This is a genomic window from Streptomyces sp. NPDC127197 (assembly GCF_042672405.1).
In the GTDB taxonomy this organism is placed as follows: domain Bacteria; phylum Actinomycetota; class Actinomycetes; order Streptomycetales; family Streptomycetaceae; genus Streptomyces; species Streptomyces flavusporus.
Genome location: NZ_JBHXVG010000009.1, coordinates 58208 through 75544 on the forward strand (window position 1 = coordinate 58208; position 17337 = coordinate 75544).

Here is a 17337-nt window from a genome sequence, read left to right on the forward strand (position 1 = left end):
CTCATATTTCCGCGAGGTCTCAACTCGGAAAAGCCGACGGCCAACCTTGCATTCGATCTTGCTCCGCTGGCGGGAAGTGGACTATACCTGTCGGCGTCCGCGTAGCCGTTCGACGGTGGCCGGGGCACAGGTAGTTGCCGTGCCTGAACGCACTGACCACCGAGTATCTCCCAGCCCTGGCCCATCAAGTACGAAGCACTTCCCGCACGACTTGTACGTCCTAGCGTGGCCCGACTGCGGTGCCGGGGAGGTTCCGGTTCACCGCCTGAGTCCTGAAGGCGAGGACTTGAGCGTGACTCCGCCCACCGCTGAAGCAGCGAGCTTCCTGCGCCGCCGACTAATCGGCGCAGAGGGCCGGCCCGGCCCTGTTGAGGATGTTCAATGCGCCGACGTGGTCCGCGTTGGCGGCGAAGCCGCACGCTGCGCACTCGAACTTCGCTTGGCTGGTGCGGTTCTCCTTGGCAACGTGCCCACATTCCGGGCAGGTGCGGGAGGTGTTGTGGGCGTCCACGGGGATCACGCGGCGACCGGCGCTCTCAGCCTTGTTCGCCAGGATTCCGAAGAACAACCCCCAACCCGCATCCAGGATGTTGCGGTTCAGCCCGGCTTTGGCGGTGGCCTTGTTCGGAAGGAACACACCGTCGCGCCTGGGGTCGGGCTTGGGCGCGGGCCTCTTGGTCATGCCCGCCGTGTTCAGTCTCTCGTGGGCGATCACGTCATGCTTCCGCACGAGTGCGCTCGCTGTCTTGTGGTGATGGTCGAGCCGTTGACGTCGCACCTTCGTATGCAGCTTGGCGACCTTCCGAGCCGCGGCACGGTGCTTCTTGGTCCGGCGTTTCGTGCGCTTGGGGAAGGTGTCCAGAAGCCGCTGTGCCTCCGCCAGCTCCTTGGCGGACTTCTCCATAAGGCGTGGGTTGGTGACGTGATTGCCGCTCGAGTCGGTGAAGAAATGCACCGTGCCCATGTCGATGCCGACGATCGATCCTGTGGCCGGAAGCGGCTTGGCAGGCACGTCGTCACAGGCGAGAATCACGTACCAACGGCGGCCTTCCCGCTTGACACTCACCGTTTTCACCCGACCGAGTACGGGTCGGTGCTGGTGGACCCGGACATGTCCGACGCCTTGCAGGCGTACTCGGGTCTGCGTGTCGTGCGGGGTGGAATCCCAGCGGCAGCCGTCGCCGTTCTTCGGGAACTCAACGGTATCGAAGTGTCCTACGCCTTTGAACCTGGGGTATCCGGCCTTCTCGCCTTTCTTGATACGACTGAAGAAGGCGGCGAACGCTTTGTTCAGCCGACGAAGGGTTGCCTGCTGGGAGGAGAACGACCAGCGTGCCTGGTCCGGGTCGAAGTTGCGGATCTCCGAAAGCTGGGCGGATTGCCGTCCGTAGCTGATGTTCGTCTTCGACGCGTGCTGGTAAGCGTCGCGCCGCTCCTGAAGCGCGGCGTTGTAGAGGGTGCAGTGATCCCGGAGCATGTCCCGGAGCGCCTGCTCCTGGCGCACGGTGGGTCGGAGAAGGAATTTGTAGGCGCGTCTCAAGCGATCGTCTCCTGGCCTTCCTTCAGGGGACGTTCCCACTGCGTCTCGATGTACTGCTGCACTGTCTTCACGGAGACGACGCCGACCGAGGCGGCGAAGTACGACGACGACCACAGTGTGGGCAGGCGGCTCTTGAGGTGCGGGAATTCTTCCCGCAGTACGCGGGAGGTGAGGCCTTTGAACTGGTTGGCCACATGTGAGGCCGACGCCTTCGGGTCGTGCTTGAGGAACAGATGGACATGGTCGGGCAACACATCGAGTGCCGCGATATGCCACCCCCGTTCGCCAGCCTTCTGTTCGATCAGTTCACGAAGACGTTCCGCTACCTGGCCGTCGAGGACTGGTCTGCGGTACTTCGAGCACCACACCACATGCAGCCCGAGGTCGTACACGCCACCAGAGAACCGGCGAGCCTTATTGGTCGCAGACACGTGATCAATATACACATGCCGCAGGTCTATTGCGGGTGCTCTCCGGGAACATGGCCGAAGTGATATTGCGGCGCTTCGCACCGCACGGCCAAGGATTCGATTAACCGCTGGCCAAAGCCGGCGGTCTCCTTGAAGGTAGGTCTGATGGGATCCACTTCCGACGTCAGCAGCAGCTCAGAAGGTGTAGGCCGCCGCGATGTGATCAAGCGTTCTGCCGCGCTCGGTCTGATCTCCGTACCGACGATGAGCTTCCTTTCCGCGTGTGCCAGCAGCGGGGGAGGTGACGAGGACAAGGCCGAATCGGGCAAGAAGACCGCGAAGAACCCGCTCGGCGTCAACGACAGCGCGCAGATGGAATTCGTACTGTTCGACGGCGGCTTCGGCAAGGAGTATGCCGAGGACGCTGTGAAGATCTACGAGCAGAACTTCCCCAAGGTGGACGTGAAGTTCTCCGCCACCCAGAAGATCCAGTCCACGCTCCAGCCCCGCTTCAACCAGGGCACCCCGCCGGACCTCATCGACAACTCCGGTGCCGAGCAGATGGACATGGGCGTCCTCTCCAGCAAGAACCAGCTCGCCGACCTCACGCCGCTGCTGGACGCCCCGTCGTACGACGACCCGGACAAGAAGGTCCGCGACACGCTGCGCCCGGGCATCGTGGAGATGGGCCAGTTGGACGGCGATCCGGTCTGGATCATGTACTACGCCTACACGGTGTACGGCGTCTGGTACTCGCAGAAGGCCCTGGACTCGCTCGACGAGCAGTACCCCGAGACCTGGGACCAGATGCTCGTGGTCTGCGAGAAGGCCAAGAAGAAGGGCATGGCGGGCTGGACGTACGCGGGCAAGTACCCGTACTACCTCCCCTTCTCGCTCTACCCGATGATCGGCAAGGTCGGCGGTGTCGAGGTCCTCGACGCCATCGACAACCTGGAGCCGAACGCCTGGAAGCACCCGGCGGTCAAGGCGTGCTTCGACGCCTACTACGAGCTCTACAAGAAGGGCTACGTCCTCAAGGGCACCCCCGGCCTGGACCACATCCAGTCGCAGACCGCCTGGGCCCAGGGCAAGGCCCTGTTCATCCCGAACGGCTCCTGGGTGGAGAACGAGTCGGCGAACGTCATCCCCAAGGACTTCGACCTCGCCGTCTCCGCGCCCACCGGCATCGACTCCTCCGACAAGCTGCCCTTCGGCACCATCTGGGCCTCCGGCGGTGAGCCGTTCATCGTCCCGGCCAAGGCGAAGAACACCGCGGGCGGCATGGAGCAGCTGCGCATCATGCTGAGCGAGGCGAGCTCCAAGAACTTCACCAGCAAGGTCAAGTCGCTGACCGCGTACAACGGCGGTACCGACGGCATCACCCTCACTCCGGGCCTGAAGTCCGGTGTCGCAGCGCTGGACAAGGCCGGCGAGAACGTGGTGAATCCGCGGATGCAGGACTGGTACGTGCAGCTGCAGAAGGAGAAGATCGGTGTGGCCGGTCTCGGCGAGATGATGGCCGGTCGCCTCACCCCGGCCGAGGCCATCAAGAAGATCCAGGGCTTCGCCGACGAGACCGCGAAGGACACGTCGATCAAGCACTACAAGCACCAGTAGGTCCCGTGAGGATCAGTCACCAGCGGCTGCACCCGCGCGCAGATCGGGGTCGATAGCAATGCAGCACGGCAAGTACCGGTTCATCATGGGGTTCCTCGCGGTGCCCCTGGGGCTGTACGGACTTTTCGTCGTCTGGCCGTTCATCCAGTCCATTTACTACTCGTTCACGGACTGGACCGGTCTGAGCCCTGAGTTCAAGATGGTCGGCTTCGACAACTACGAAAGGATGCTCGACGACGACATCTTCTGGAAGTCGTTGCAGCACAGCCTGTTGTTCGCGTTGTTGTTGCCGCTGGTGACGATCGGTTTCGCGCTGTTCCTCGCCTTCATGATCAATGTGGGCGGACGGCGCAGAAAAGGCGGCCCGGCGATCACCGGTGTCCGCGGTTCCTCGTTCTACAAGATCGTCTACTTCTTCCCGCAGGTGCTGTCGATCGCCATCGTCGCGCTGCTGTTCGCCTTCGCGTACAACCCGGACAGCGGAGCGATCAATTCGATCCTGCGCGGGGTCGGGCTCGACAGCGTCCAGCCGCTCTGGCTGGGCGACCCGAACCTCGCCCTGTGGGCCGTGATGGCGGTGATCGTCTGGTCCACGGTCGGCTTCTTCGTGGTCCTGTTCTCCGCGGGCATGGCCTCCATTCCGGCCGATCTGTACGAGGCCGCGCTGCTCGACGGCGCCGGCCGCGCCAACACGTTCTTCCGGATCACCCTGCCGCTGCTGTGGGACACCGTGCAGTCCGGCTGGGTCTACATGGGCATCCTCGCCCTCGGCGCCGAGTCCTTCGCGGTCGTACACATCATGACGACCGGGCCAGGCGGCCCCGACTATTCGACCACGGTCATGGTTCTGTACGTGTACCAGAAAGCGTTCCGTGATGGGCAGGCCGCCTACGCCACCACGATCGGTGTGGCCCTGCTCATCGTCACGCTGGCCTTCGCCGCGGTCGTGATGCGGCTGGGGCGGCGCGAGCGGCTGGAGTTCTGACAGATGAAGACGACCGAGACCACCGCTCCCGTACCGGCCGAGTCCGGTATGCCCGTCACCAAGACCGGTGCCCCGGCCGAAGTGCCGTCCAGGGAAAAGAAGGAGGGCACCGCCCTCAACGTCTTCTCGCACGGCATTCTCGTCATCTGGGCGCTCATGGTCGTCATGCCGCTGCTGTGGGCGGTGATGACGTCCTTCAAGGACGACAGCTCCATCTTCGGCTCGCCGTGGTCACTGCCGGACAAACTGCACTTCTCGAACTGGTCGCGGGCGTGGACCGAGGCCAACATGAGCGACTACTTCCTCAACACGATCCTGGTGGTGGGAGGTTCGCTCGTTGGCACGCTGGTGCTCGGCTCGATGGCGGCATACGTTCTCGCCCGCTTCGACTTCCCGGGCAACCGCTTCATCTACTACCTGTTCATCGGCGGCATGAGCTTCCCGATCATGCTCGCGCTGGTCCCGCTGTTCTACGTCGTCAACAACATGGGCCTGCTGAACACGATCCACGGCCTGATCCTGGTCTACATCGCGTATTCGCTGCCGTTCACGGTGTTCTTCCTGACGGCGTTCTTCCGCACCCTGCCGACATCGGTGGCCGAGGCGGCCTTCGTCGACGGCGCTTCCCATACCCGCACGTTCTTCCAGATCATGCTCCCGATGGCCAAGCCAGGCTTGGTCAGCGTCGGCATCTTCAACTTCCTGGGCCAGTGGAACCAGTACATGCTGCCCACGGTTCTCAACACCGACCCCGACAAGCGGGTCCTCACCCAGGGCCTGGTGCAGCTGGCTGTCAGCCAGGGTTACAAGGGCGACTGGTCCGGCCTCTTCGCCGGTCTGGTCATGGCGATGCTGCCGGTGCTCGCGGCCTACATCGTTTTCCAGCGCCAGGTGGTACAGGGGCTTACGGCGGGGGCGTTGAAGTGACGCGTGGTGGGATTGTGACCGCGAATTCGGCGCCACGCCCTCGGCCCGACCTGCCCGTGCTGTTCGCAGGCGTGACGATTGCGATGATCCCGATGCTGGTGGTCTATCTGTCCTTCCAGCGCCAGGTGCAGGCGGGTCTGACCTCGGCGACCCTGAAGTAGCGTTCCGTAACCGGTTGCACGCACACCGCTTCCGCGCTCGGGAGCGGTGTGCGTGCTGTGTGCACGATCCCGGAAACTGTTCAACCTCTTGACGGGAGGCACCCCGTGCGGCTCAGCTTAGAGTTCACTAGTTGGACATAGACGGGGCCTCATCGAGGCGGTCCCGTGCGCAGGAGGTCGTCGTGGAGACTCCGGGGTCGCAGTCGTCGCTGCACCGAGCCAACCTGGAGCGGGTCGTACGAGCCGTGCGGCTGGCGGGATCCCTCACCCAGGCGGAGATCGCAAGGACGACCGGACTGTCCGCGGCGACGGTCTCCAACATCGTCCGGGAGCTCAAGGACGGCGGAACGGTCGAGGTCACGCCCACCTCGGCGGGTGGCCGGCGGGCCCGCAGCGTCTCGCTGAGCGGTGACGCCGGGATTGTCATCGGGGTGGACTTCGGGCACACGCATTTGCGCGTCGCGGTCGGGAACCTCGCCCACCAGGTGCTGGCCGAGGAGTCCGAGCCGCTGGACGTGGACGCCTCCGCGGCGCAGGGCTTCGACCGGGCGGAAGTGCTGGTCGACCGGCTGATCGCGGCCACCGGAGTGGACCGGGCCAAGATCGCCGGGGTGGGCGTCGGCGTTCCCGGCCCGATCGACGTGGAGTCCGGGACGCTGGGCTCGACCGCCATCCTGCCCGGATGGACCGGGGCCCGGCCCGCCGAGGAGCTGCGGGGGCGGCTCGGCGTACCCGTGCACGTGGACAACGACGCCAACCTGGGCGCCCTGGGCGAGCTGGTCTGGGGCAGCGGCAAGGGCGTGCGGGACCTGGCGTACATCAAGGTCGCCAGCGGTGTCGGCGCCGGCCTGGTGATCGACGGGAAGATCTACCGGGGCCCCGGCGGCACAGCAGGGGAAATCGGGCATATCACGCTTGATGAATCCGGGCCCGTCTGCCGCTGCGGAAACCGCGGCTGCCTGGAGACCTTCGCAGCCGCGCGCTATGTGCTCCCGCTCCTCCAGCCCAGCCACGGCACCGGCTTGACCATGGAAGGGGTCGTACGGCTGGCGCGGGACGGCGACCCGGGCTGCCGTCGGGTGATCGCCGACGTAGGCCGTCACATCGGCAGCGGAGTCGCCAATCTCTGCAACCTCCTGAACCCGAGCCGCGTGGTGCTGGGCGGCGATCTCGCCGAGGCCGGTGAGCTGGTGCTGGGGCCGATCAGGGAGTCCGTCGGCCGCTACGCCATCCCCAGCGCGGCGCGTCAACTCTCCGTTCTCCCAGGGGCACTTGGGGGCCGTGCGGAGGTGCTCGGAGCGCTCGCCCTCGCACTCAGCGAGATGGGCGATTCGACCCTTTTGGACGGAAGTGCGGCCGGTGCGCTGAGGGCTGCGGCACCCGCCTTCACTTAGAGAACGGATGGCACCGTTGCCAACCCGTTAAGGATTTACTTCTTGACGTCGCACGTGTGGCCGAGTTGACTTCCAGCCACCTCGGCCGCAACGACGCGGCCTCGTCAGGGAGGTTATGAAGTGAACACGCGTATGCGTCGTGCCGCAGTCGCCATTGCCGCGGGTGCGATGGCCGTTTCTCTCGCCGCCTGTGGCAGCGCTGAGGAAGCGGGCGGCGGCGACAACGACTCCACCGGCTCCGCCGCCAAGGGCGACGACATCAAGGTCGGCCTCCTCCTTCCGGAGAACCAGACCGCGCGCTACGAGAAGTTCGACCGGCCGCTGATCGAGCAGAAGATCAAGGAGCTGACGAACAACAAGGCGGAGATCCAGTACAACAACGCCAAGCAGGACGCCAACCTGCAGGCGCAGCAGGTCGACACCATGATCACCAACAAGGTGGACGTGCTGATCCTGGACGCGGTGGACGCCAAGGCCATCAAGAACTCCGTGCAGAAGGCCGTCGACGCCGGCATCAAGGTCGTCGCTTACGACCGCCTGGCCGAGGGCCCGATCAGCGCTTACACCTCGTTCGACAACGTTCAGGTCGGCAAGACCCAGGGCGAGGCCCTCCTGGAGGCGCTCGGCGACAAGGCCAAGGACGGCCAGATCGTCATGATGAACGGCTCCGTCACCGACCCGAACGCCGCCCAGTTCAAGGAGGGCGCGCACTCCGTCCTCGACGGCAAGGTGAAGGTCGGCAAGGAGTACGACACCAAGGAGTGGAAGCCGGAGAACGCCAACTCCAACATGGAGTCCGCGATCTCGGCGCTCGGCAAGAACAAGATCGTCGGCGTCTACTCCGCCAACGACGGCATGGCGGGCGGCATCATCACCGCCCTGAAGTCGGCCGGCATCGACGTCCCGGTCACCGGCCAGGACGCCGAACTCGCCGCCGTCCAGCGCATCGTCGCCGGTGAGCAGTACATGAGCGTCTACAAGCCGTACGCCCCCGAGGCCGAGGCCGCCGCCGAGATGGCCGTCGCGCTCGCCAAGGGCGAGTCCCTGGACTCCATCGCCAAGGACAAGGTCTCCAGCGACAGCGCCAAGGATGTTCCGTCGGTTCTGGTCCCCGTCACCTCGCTGACCAAGGACAACATCAACGACACCGTCATCAAGGACGGCGTCTACACGGTCGACGAGATCTGCACCGGCAAGTACAAGTCGGCCTGCGCCAAGATCGGCCTGAAGTAAGCAGCCGCAAGTCCCTTTGAAAGTACGGGAATCACCCAGGAACTCGTCCTGGGATTCCCGTACGGGACTGCAGTTCTCCAGGCTCCTCCGGCGCCCCGCGTACATACAGCCCCGCAAGCTCGTGCGGGGCGCCGGACGGAACATCCCCCAGTCTTCTGCACAACCTCCCGCCGGGTCAGGCGGCGAAGGAGATGGTTCACGTGTCCGCTACGCCCGTGCTGGCGTTGCGCGGGGTCTCCAAGCGGTTCGGTGCCGTTCAGGCGCTCACCGACGTAGAGCTTGAGGTCCACGCCGGTGAAGTGGTCGCCCTGGTCGGCGACAACGGCGCCGGAAAGTCCACGCTGGTCAAGACGATCGCCGGCGTGCACCCCATCGATGAGGGCGTCATCGAATGGGAAGGCAAGTCCGTTTCGATCAACAGGCCGCACGACGCCCAGGCCCTGGGCATCGCGACGGTCTACCAGGACCTCGCGCTGTGCGACAACATCGACGTCGTCGGCAACCTGTTCCTCGGCCGTGAGCTGCGGAAGTGGGGCGTCCTCGACGAGGTCGAGATGGAGCGCCGCTCCCAGGAGCTGCTGAAGACGCTGTCGATCCGCATCCCCAGCGTCCGCATCCCGATCGCCTCGCTCTCCGGCGGTCAGCGCCAGACCGTGGCCATCGCCCGCTCCATGCTCGGCGAGCCCAAGCTGGTCATCCTCGACGAGCCCACCGCGGCCCTCGGTGTCGAGCAGACCGCCCAGGTCCTCGACCTGGTCGAGCGGCTGCGCGAGCGCGGCCACGCCGTGATCCTGATCAGCCACAACATGGCCGATGTGAAGGCCGTCGCCGACAAGGTGGCGGTGCTGCGCCTGGGCCGCAACAACGGCGTCTTCGAGGTCAAGACGACCTCGCAGGAGGAGATCATCTCCGCCATCACCGGCGCCACCGACAACGCCGTGACCCGCCGTGCGGCGCGCACGACCGGGGAGGTTTCCCAGTGAGCATCGACAAGACCTCCACGTCCCCGCAGGACGAGACCGTCGTCGAGAACCCCGAGGCCGCCGCGGCCGCGGTGACCGCGGTCGACCCGCGGCTCCTGGTGCGCGAGCAGGGCCTCGCCGGCTACCTCGGTGAGTTCAAGCGCAAGATGAAGGCGGGCGAGCTGGGCTCCCTGCCCGTCATCGTCGGCCTGGTCGTCATCTGCGTCGTCTTCCAGTCCCTCAACTCGGCGTTCCTGTCCGCGCAGAACATCAGCGACATCACCGTCACGATGGTCGGCACGGGCATGATCTCCGTCGGCATCGTCTTCGTGCTGCTGCTCGGCGAGATCGACCTGTCCGTCGGCTCGGTCAGCGGCGCGTCCAGCGCCATCGCGGCCGTGATGGCGGTCAACCAGGGCTGGCCCGAGTGGCTGGCGGTGCTGTTCGCCGTCGGCGCGGGCGTCGTCATCGGCGCGGCGCACGGCTTCTTCTTCGCGGTCCTCGGCGCTCCGGCGTTCGCGGTCACCCTGGCCGGTCTGCTCTTCTGGCTGGGCTTCATGCTCCAGACACTGGGCGAGAACGGCACGATCAACCTCGACAGCGACGGCTTCATCGGCCAGCTGACGACGTACTTCTTCACGGACATCGCCGCCGCGTACGGCCTGGCGGCCGTGGTGACCGCGGTCTTCTTCATCACCTCGTTCCTCGGGAACCGGCGCCGTGAGGCGGCGGGCGTCCCGTCGCGGCCGCTGAGCGACACGCTGCTGCGGACGGGGCTGCTGGCGGTGGTCTCCTTCGCCGCGGCGTTCATGTACAACCAGTACAAGGGCCTGCCGCTGGCCACCGTGATCTTCCTGGTGTTCCTCGTCGGCACGGACTTCGTGCTGCGGAGGACGTCGTACGGGCGCAAGGTGTTCGCGCTCGGTGGCAGCGTGGAGGCTTCGCGGCGTGCGGGCATCAATGTCACCGCCGTGCGGATCTCGGTGTTCGCGATCTCGGGTGGCTTCGCCGCGATCGGTGGTCTGTTCCTGGCGTCGAAGATCGCGTCTGCCAACCAGAGTGCGGGTACGGGTGACCTGCTGATGAACGCGATCGCTGCGGCGGTCATCGGTGGCACCAGCCTCTTCGGTGGCCGGGGCCGCACCTGGAACGCCCTCCTGGGTGTCCTGGTGATCGTCTCGATCCAGTACGGCCTCCAGCTGGAGTCCATTGCCGAGCCGGTGAAGTACATGATCACGGCGGGTGTGCTGCTGACGACGGTGGTTATCGACTCGATCACCCGGCGTACCCAGAAGACCGCTGGTCGAGCGTAGAACTCTCGCCGTAGGGGCGCGGGTGGACTGCCGCGTGCCGGTCCGTTGTGGCCGGTCGCGCAGTTCCCCGCGCCCCTTGGGCGTTGTACTGAAGGGCGTTCCTGGGTAGAGCCGAACGCGTGATGTATGACGCACCGCCCCGGCGTCGGTTGCCTGGGCGGAACATTAGACTCGTCAGGCCCGGCAACAGCTCGAACAGCTCTACTGCAAGGAGGCACGGGTGCCGCTGCTGACCCGCATCAGGGGACCGCGTGATCTGGACCGGCTCAGCCTGGAGGAGCTGGACCAGCTGGCGGACGAGATCCGGACCTTCCTCGTCGAGGCGGTTTCCAAGACCGGCGGCCACCTCGGCCCCAATCTCGGTGTGGTCGAGCTGACCATCGCCCTGCACCGCGTGTTCGACTCGCCCAAGGACAAGGTGCTGTGGGACACCGGCCACCAGGCGTACGTCCACAAGCTGCTCACCGGCCGGCAGGACTTCGGCAAGCTGCGCAGCAAGGGCGGTCTGTCCGGCTACCCGTCGCGCGCCGAGTCCGCCCATGACGTCATCGAGAACAGCCACGCCTCCACGGTCCTGGGCTGGGCCGACGGCCTCGCCAAAGCCAACCAGCTGCGCAAACGCGACGACCATGTCGTCGCCGTGATCGGTGACGGCGCCCTGACCGGCGGTATGGCCTGGGAGGCCCTGAACAACATCGCCGACGGGGACCGCCCGCTGGTCATCGTCGTCAACGACAACGAGCGGTCGTACGCCCCGACGATCGGCGGCCTCGCCAATCACCTCGCCACCCTGCGTACGACGGACGGCTACGAGCGCTTCCTGGCCCGCACCAAGGAGGTGCTGGAGCGGACGCCCGTCGTCGGCCGGCCGCTCTACGACACCCTGCACGGGGCCAAGAAGGGCCTGAAGGACTTCATCGCCCCGCAGGGCATGTTCGAGGACCTCGGTCTGAAGTACGTCGGCCCGATCGACGGGCACGACATCGAGGCGCTGGAGTCGGCGCTGGGCCGGGCCAAGCGGTTCGGCGGGCCGGTCATCGTGCACTGCCTCACCGAGAAGGGCCGCGGCTACAAGCCCGCCGAGCAGGACGAGGCCGACCGCTTCCACGGCATCGGCCCGATCCACCCCGACACCGGGCTGCCCATCAAGGCCTCCGCCGCCAGCTGGACCTCCGTCTTCGGCGACGAGATGGTCAGGCTGGGCCGGGAGCGGGACGACATCGTCGCCATCACGGCCGCCATGCTCCAGCCGGTCGGCCTGAAGAAGTTCGCCGACGCCTTCCCCGACCGGATCTACGACGTCGGCATCGCCGAGCAGCACGCCGCCGTCTCCGCGGCCGGCCTCGCCACCGGCGGACTGCACCCCGTCTTCGCGGTGTACGCCACCTTCCTCAACCGCGCCTTCGACCAGGTCCTCATGGATGTCGCCCTGCACAAGTGCGGTGTGACGTTCGTGCTCGACCGGGCCGGCGTCACCGGAGACGACGGCGCCTCCCACAACGGCATGTGGGACATGTCGATGCTCCAGGTCGTGCCCGGCCTGCGCATCGCCGCGCCGCGCGACGCCGAGCAACTGCGCACCCAGCTGCGCGAGGCCGTCGAGGTGGACGACGCGCCGACCGTGCTGCGCTACTCCAAGGGCGTCGTCGCTCCCGCCGTACCCGCCGTGGGCCGTATCGGCGGCATGGACGTGCTGCGCGAGCCCGGCACCACCACCCCCGACGTGCTGCTGGTCTCCGTCGGCGCCCTCGCGCCGATGTGCCTGGAGATCGCCACGCTCCTCGACAGGCAGGGCATCTCCACCACCGTCGTCGACCCGCGCTGGGTCAAGCCGGTGGACGAGGCCATGGTCCCGCTCGCCGAGCGGCACCGTGTGGTCGTCACCGTGGAGGACAACTCCCGGGTGGGCGGCGTCGGATCGGCCGTCGCGCAGACCCTGCGGGACGCGGGCGTCGACGTTCCGCTGCGGGACTTCGGCATCCCGCCGCGCTTCCTCGACCACGCCTCCCGCGCCGAGGTCATGGCGGAGATCGGGCTCACCGCCCCGGACATCGCCCGCCAGGTCACCGGGCTGGTCGCCAGGCTCGACGGACGCTACGAGCGGTCCGCGGCCGACGAGATCGAGGCCGCACGCGACTGAACCCCCTGAATGGGCCGGTTGCACCACGGTGAAGTGGTGAAACCGGCCCATCAGCGTGAAACTGCTCACGCCGGGGCATACGCGCACTACGCCCCCTCTCGATCATGTCGAGGCCGACAAGCGTGGGAGGTATGCCGTGAGCAGCACCCTCTTCCGGACGAAGAAGGTCGAGCAGTCGATCCTCGATACCGAGGAACCCGAGCACGCGCTCAAGAAATCCCTGTCCGCCCTGGACCTGACGGTCTTCGGCGTCGGCGTCATCATCGGCACCGGCATCTTCGTCCTCACCGGCACGGCCGCGAAGAACCACGCCGGACCGGCCGTGGCGCTGTCCTTCGTGGTGGCCGGCGTCGTCTGCGCCCTGGCCGCGCTGTGCTACGCGGAGTTCGCCTCCACCGTCCCGGTGGCCGGCTCCGCGTACACCTTCTCGTACGCCTCCCTGGGCGAACTGCCCGCCTGGATCATCGGCTGGGACCTCGTCCTGGAGTTCGCGCTGGGCACGGCGGTGGTGGCCGTCGGCTGGTCCGGTTACATCGCCTCGCTGATGGGCAACGTGGGCTGGCACATGCCCGAGGCGCTCGGGACCCGGCAGGGCGCCGACGGCTTCGGCTTCGACATCCTCGCCGCCGCCCTGGTGCTCGTCCTCACCGTGATCCTGGTGCTCGGCATGAAGCTGTCCGCGCGCGTCACCTCGCTCGTCGTCGCCATCAAGGTGACCGTCGTCCTGGTCGTGATCATCGCGGGTGCCTTCTTCATCACGGCCGACAACTACAAACCGTTCATTCCCGATGCGCGGCCCCAGGAGGCGGGGAAGAGCCTGGAGTCGCCGCTCATCCAGCTGATGTTCGGCTGGGCGCCGTCCGACTTCGGCGTGATGGGCATCTTCACCGCCGCCTCGGTCGTCTTCTTCGCGTTCATCGGCTTCGACGTCGTGGCCACCGCCGCCGAGGAGACCAGGAACCCGCAGCGCGACATGCCCCGCGGCATCCTCGGCTCCCTGTTCATCTGCACCGCGCTCTACGTCCTGGTGTCGATCGTCGTCACCGGTATGCAGCACTACAGCCAGTTGTCGGTGGACGCCCCGCTCGCCGACGCGTTCAAGGCCACCGGGCACCCCTGGTACGCGGGCTTCATCAGCTTCGGCGCCGCCGTCGGCCTGACCACCGTCTGCATGATCCTGCTGCTCGGCCAGACCCGGGTGTTCTTCGCGATGAGCCGGGACGGCCTGCTGCCCCGCTTCTTCTCCCGCGTCCACCCGCGGTTCAGGACCCCGCACCGGCCGACCATCCTGCTCGGCGTCCTCATCGCGATCCTCGCCGGATTCACGCCCCTGCAGGAACTCGCCGCGCTGGTGAACATCGGCACACTGTTCGCCTTCGTGGTCGTCGCGCTGGGCGTGATCATCCTCCGCAGGACCCGCCCCGACCTGCACCGCGCCTTCCGCACCCCCTGGGTGCCCGTGCTCCCGATCGTGTCCGTGCTGGCCTCCCTGTGGCTGATGCTGAACCTGTCCGCCGAGACCTGGGTGCGGTTCGCCATCTGGATGGCGATCGGCTTCGTCGTCTACTTCCTCTACGGCCGCTCCCACAGCCGTCTCGGACGCCACGAGGAGACCACCGTCGCCGAGGTGATGAAACCGGCCCGCGGCGACGAGGAGTGACCGCCTCAGTTTGAGGCTCCGGCCCCGTATGTCCTGTTTCAGTGGGGCATACGGGGCCGGATAGCGTACGGCGTATGCGCGCCGAGTCCCTCGCCCCGCCACGCTCCGTGTCCGCACCGGGGGAGAAGCACGGCTACTGGACCCGGCTGCTGCCCCTGCTGGCCGGGCTGGCCTGTCTCACCCGGGCCCCCTCCTTCGTCCGGCCGCTGTGGAATCCCGACGAGGGCTATCTCGCCGTACAGGCGCGGATGCTGGCGCACGGGGGAGAGCTGTACGAGACGGTCGTGGACCGCAAGCCGCCGCTCGTGCCGTGGCTGTACGAGGGGATGTTCGCGGTCGCAGGATCCGAGTCGCTCACGCCGGTCAGGGCGCTGGCGGTGCTGGCCCATCTGCTCACCGCCGTCCTGCTCGCCTCGCACGCCCGGCGTCGCTGGGGCGATCGCGCCGGCCGCACCGCCGGCTTGCTGTACCTGCCGGCCTCCGTGGGGCTCAACCCCGAGGACGCGCAGGCCGTCGGCTTCGAGGTGTTCATACTGCCCTGCACGGCCGCCGCGATGTGGTGTGCGGACCGCCGCCACTGGGGAGCCGCGGGGGTGGCCGTCGCCTGTGCCTTCCTCACCAAGCAGACCGGGGCGGCCGTACTGCTGCCGGTGATGTGGCTGTGCATCCGTGCGGGCGGTGGCTCGCGGGGAGGGCTGGTGCGGCTGGGCGCGGGGGCCGTGCTGCCGGTGCTGGGCGCGGCCCTGGTCACCGACCCGGCCGGCTTCCTCTTCTGGACGGTCACCGGATCGGGGGCGTACGCCTCCTTCACGGGCTCCGAACTCCACGTACTGGGCCGGGCCCTGGCCAACACCGCGATCCTGGCCGTGGGGTGCGCGGGCCTGATCCCGCCGGTCGTGCGGGTGCTGCGCATCGCCCGCACCGGCGCCGCCGAGCTGTGGCTGTGGTTCGCCGCGTCGGCTGGGGCGGTGCTGGCCGGCTTCCATTTCTTCGGCCACTACTACCTGCAACTCCTGCCGCCGCTGGTCCTGTTGGCGACGGCCGCGCTGCACATCCTGCCCCGCGAGCGCCTGATCGCCGCCGTCCTCACCTCGGCCTGCTGCTGCACCCTCTTCCTGGCCTGGGGCCTGCTGGCCCCCCGCACCGAACTCGCCCACGCCCAGCGCCTGGCGGACGCCACCGCCCGCCGCACCGACCCCGGTGACCGCGTCCTGATCTGGGGCATGCACCCGGAGACGTACTGGCTCGCCGACCGCACCCCCGCCAGCCGCTACCTCACCGCCGGCCTCCTCACCAACTACAGCGGCGGCCGCAACGGCCCCCAGGTCGGCGAGAAACACGCCGTAGAGGGAGCCTGGCCGGTCTTCCGCGCCGAGTTGGCGGCACATCCCCCCGCCCTGATCATCGACGACTCCCGAGGCAAGCCGTACACCCCGGAACGCCTGCCGACCCTACGACGGTTGCTGTCGGCGGGGTATGAGGAGGTGGGGGAGGCGGACGGGGCGGTGCTGTATGCCCGAGTGGGTTAGCTGCCCGCTCACCTCACAGCCCGCGGCCCCACGACCTCCGCCCCCAACTCCCCGACCCGCCGCCGCAGTTCACGGTCCGCCGTGACGACCAGGCAAGAGCGTTCGCCGGCCTCCGCCACCAGCTCGACGATCCGATCGTCCCCACTCCCGTCCGCCGCCTCGACCCGTACCCCCGCTACGGACGACACCCCGCGGGCGGCCCCCTCCACCACAAGGACGATGTCCACAGGCTCCGCCCGCCCCGGCACCCCATCCGCCGCCAGCCGATCCCGCAACCGCTCCGCCGCCCCGCGCCGATCCCGCCACCACCCGTCAGGCACCGAACCGACCACGTTGGCAGCGTCGACGATGACCAGGAGCGGGGCACTCATGCCACCCAGGGTCGCACGAGCCGCCGAGAGGGAACCCGGCAGACCCGATTAAAGTAGGGGCGTGTCAATGGTCCGTGCAGTGAACGGCAACTGGCTCATACGCGGCCGTGACGGGCGGCTCAGCGCCTACGCCCCGAGTGACGAGGCCGTGTGGTGCTGGGCCGAGCGCCATCCGGGCGGCGCCTGGCTGCCCTCCCGCAAGGTGGGCGGAGACCAACGTCTGCACCCCGGGCTCGCCGTCGGCCAGGGCGCCGACGGATACGCGCACCTCGTGGCCTGGCGGCCCACTGCGGGCGGCGAGGCGGGCCTGGTTCACTCCACACACTTCCGCCCCCACCTCGCCGCCCTCGACTGGATGCCGATCGGTCACCCCAACAAGAAGGGTGCTCGGACCGGGATGCCCGCCGTGGCCGTCGACGCCGAAGGACGTGCCTACGTCTTCGTCCGCAATCGCGGCAGGGGCGTCCACACCATCAACCAGAAGGAGCGCGGCGGCTGGAACGGCTGGCACGACCTCAGGGGCTCCAAGGTGGACGAGGAACTCGTCGCCGTCACGGGGGAGTCGGGCCGGGTCGAGGTGTACGCCACCAGCCCCACGGGCGTCCTGCGCTGGTTGCAGCAGGAGCCGGGCGCGCGTCCGGTCGCGGCCGACCCGCTGCCCGTACGGATCGAGCCGGGCACGCTGAGTGCGTTGCCCACCTCGAAGGAGTACACGACGCTGTTCTACGCGGACCCCGAGGGCATGCTGTACGCCTGGCGTCCCGGCGGCGAGCCGATCGCGCTGGTCGCCGCCGCGGGGCCAGGGCCCGTGGCGGTCCTGCGCTGCGTCCTCGAGGGCCATGACTGCACCCTGCTGGCCCAGCGTTCGTCCTCCGGGAGGGTGGCCTTCGCGGCGTATCCCACCGAGCAGGAGGCGGCGGGCCTGTGGTGGACCGAGTCCGGACCCCAGCTGCCGGCGGGCGCACGGGTCGCGCTGGCGGAGGACACCGAGGGCCGTGTCGTCGCCGCGACGGCGACACCGGACGGCCGACTGCGGCTGACCCGGCAGAAGGACGAGCCGGGGTTGGCGTTGACCGCGTGGCAGGTTGTCTGAGC

15 protein-coding genes are annotated in these 17337 nt (G+C 67.7%); 12 read left to right on the plus strand and 3 right to left on the minus strand.

The features are described from left to right. Nucleotides 1–337: 337 nt before the first annotated feature. Nucleotides 338–1540, minus strand: a complete 1203-nt coding sequence (locus ACFVJQ_RS16405; RefSeq protein WP_385509540.1) for an RNA-guided endonuclease InsQ/TnpB family protein — start codon at nt 1538–1540, stop codon at nt 338–340. Further along, nucleotides 1537–1971, minus strand: coding sequence for an IS200/IS605 family transposase (gene tnpA, locus ACFVJQ_RS16410; protein WP_385784407.1), 435 nt, complete (start codon nt 1969–1971; stop codon nt 1537–1539). The genes ACFVJQ_RS16405 and tnpA overlap by 4 nt, the downstream gene beginning before the upstream one ends. Nucleotides 1972–2115: 144 nt before the next feature. On the opposite strand from tnpA, the gene ngcE reads away from it, so the two are divergent. From ngcE to ACFVJQ_RS16465, 11 genes are all read left to right on the plus strand, one after another. Continuing rightward, entirely contained in the window at nt 2116–3567 is a 1452-nt protein-coding gene (ngcE, locus tag ACFVJQ_RS16415) for an N-acetylglucosamine/diacetylchitobiose ABC transporter substrate-binding protein (protein WP_385509543.1), read from the plus strand. Nucleotides 3568–3625: 58 nt separating this feature from the next. Beyond that, nucleotides 3626–4552: a carbohydrate ABC transporter permease gene (locus ACFVJQ_RS16420; RefSeq protein WP_385509544.1), complete on the plus strand. Its 927-nt coding sequence runs from the start codon at nt 3626–3628 to the stop codon at nt 4550–4552. A 3-nt stretch (nt 4553–4555) separates the two neighbouring features. After that, a complete protein-coding gene (locus ACFVJQ_RS16425; protein ID WP_385509545.1) occupies nt 4556–5479 on the plus strand; it encodes a carbohydrate ABC transporter permease in 924 nt (307 codons plus the stop codon). Between the two features lie 14 nt (nt 5480–5493). After that, the gene (locus tag ACFVJQ_RS16430; protein ID WP_385509546.1) at nt 5494–5640 is read left to right on the plus strand and encodes a hypothetical protein; all 147 of its coding nucleotides are present in this window, start codon (nt 5494–5496) and stop codon (nt 5638–5640) included. A gap of 182 nt (nt 5641–5822) precedes the next feature. Next, nucleotides 5823–7034, plus strand: coding sequence for an ROK family transcriptional regulator (locus ACFVJQ_RS16435; RefSeq protein ID WP_385509547.1), 1212 nt, complete (start codon nt 5823–5825; stop codon nt 7032–7034). A gap of 132 nt (nt 7035–7166) precedes the next feature. Further along, nucleotides 7167–8267 carry a sugar ABC transporter substrate-binding protein gene (locus ACFVJQ_RS16440; RefSeq protein ID WP_385509779.1) on the plus strand — a complete coding sequence of 367 codons (1101 nt, stop codon included), beginning with the start codon at nt 7167–7169 and terminating at the stop codon, nt 8265–8267. Between the two features lie 191 nt (nt 8268–8458). After that, a complete protein-coding gene (locus ACFVJQ_RS16445) occupies nt 8459–9250 on the plus strand; it encodes an ATP-binding cassette domain-containing protein (protein ID WP_224733961.1) in 792 nt (263 codons plus the stop codon). After that, entirely contained in the window at nt 9247–10542 is a 1296-nt protein-coding gene (locus ACFVJQ_RS16450) for a sugar ABC transporter permease (protein ID WP_224733962.1), read from the plus strand. The genes ACFVJQ_RS16445 and ACFVJQ_RS16450 overlap by 4 nt, the downstream gene beginning before the upstream one ends. Nucleotides 10543–10762: 220 nt before the next feature. Continuing rightward, entirely contained in the window at nt 10763–12682 is a 1920-nt protein-coding gene (dxs, locus tag ACFVJQ_RS16455; protein ID WP_385509548.1) for a 1-deoxy-D-xylulose-5-phosphate synthase, read from the plus strand. Nucleotides 12683–12818: 136 nt separating this feature from the next. Further along, nucleotides 12819–14342, plus strand: a complete 1524-nt coding sequence (locus ACFVJQ_RS16460; RefSeq protein ID WP_385509549.1) for an amino acid permease — start codon at nt 12819–12821, stop codon at nt 14340–14342. A gap of 74 nt (nt 14343–14416) precedes the next feature. After that, a complete protein-coding gene (locus ACFVJQ_RS16465; RefSeq protein WP_385509550.1) occupies nt 14417–15871 on the plus strand; it encodes an ArnT family glycosyltransferase in 1455 nt (484 codons plus the stop codon). 8 nt (nt 15872–15879) lie between these two features. Here the strand turns inward: ACFVJQ_RS16465 and ACFVJQ_RS16470 are convergent, their stop codons facing one another. After that, entirely contained in the window at nt 15880–16242 is a 363-nt protein-coding gene (locus tag ACFVJQ_RS16470) for an NTP pyrophosphohydrolase (RefSeq protein WP_385784416.1), read from the minus strand. A 67-nt stretch (nt 16243–16309) separates the two neighbouring features. On the opposite strand from ACFVJQ_RS16470, the gene ACFVJQ_RS16475 reads away from it, so the two are divergent. Further along, nucleotides 16310–17335 carry a hypothetical protein gene (locus tag ACFVJQ_RS16475; RefSeq protein WP_385509780.1) on the plus strand — a complete coding sequence of 342 codons (1026 nt, stop codon included), beginning with the start codon at nt 16310–16312 and terminating at the stop codon, nt 17333–17335. The last annotated feature ends 2 nt before the right edge of the window (nt 17336–17337 follow it).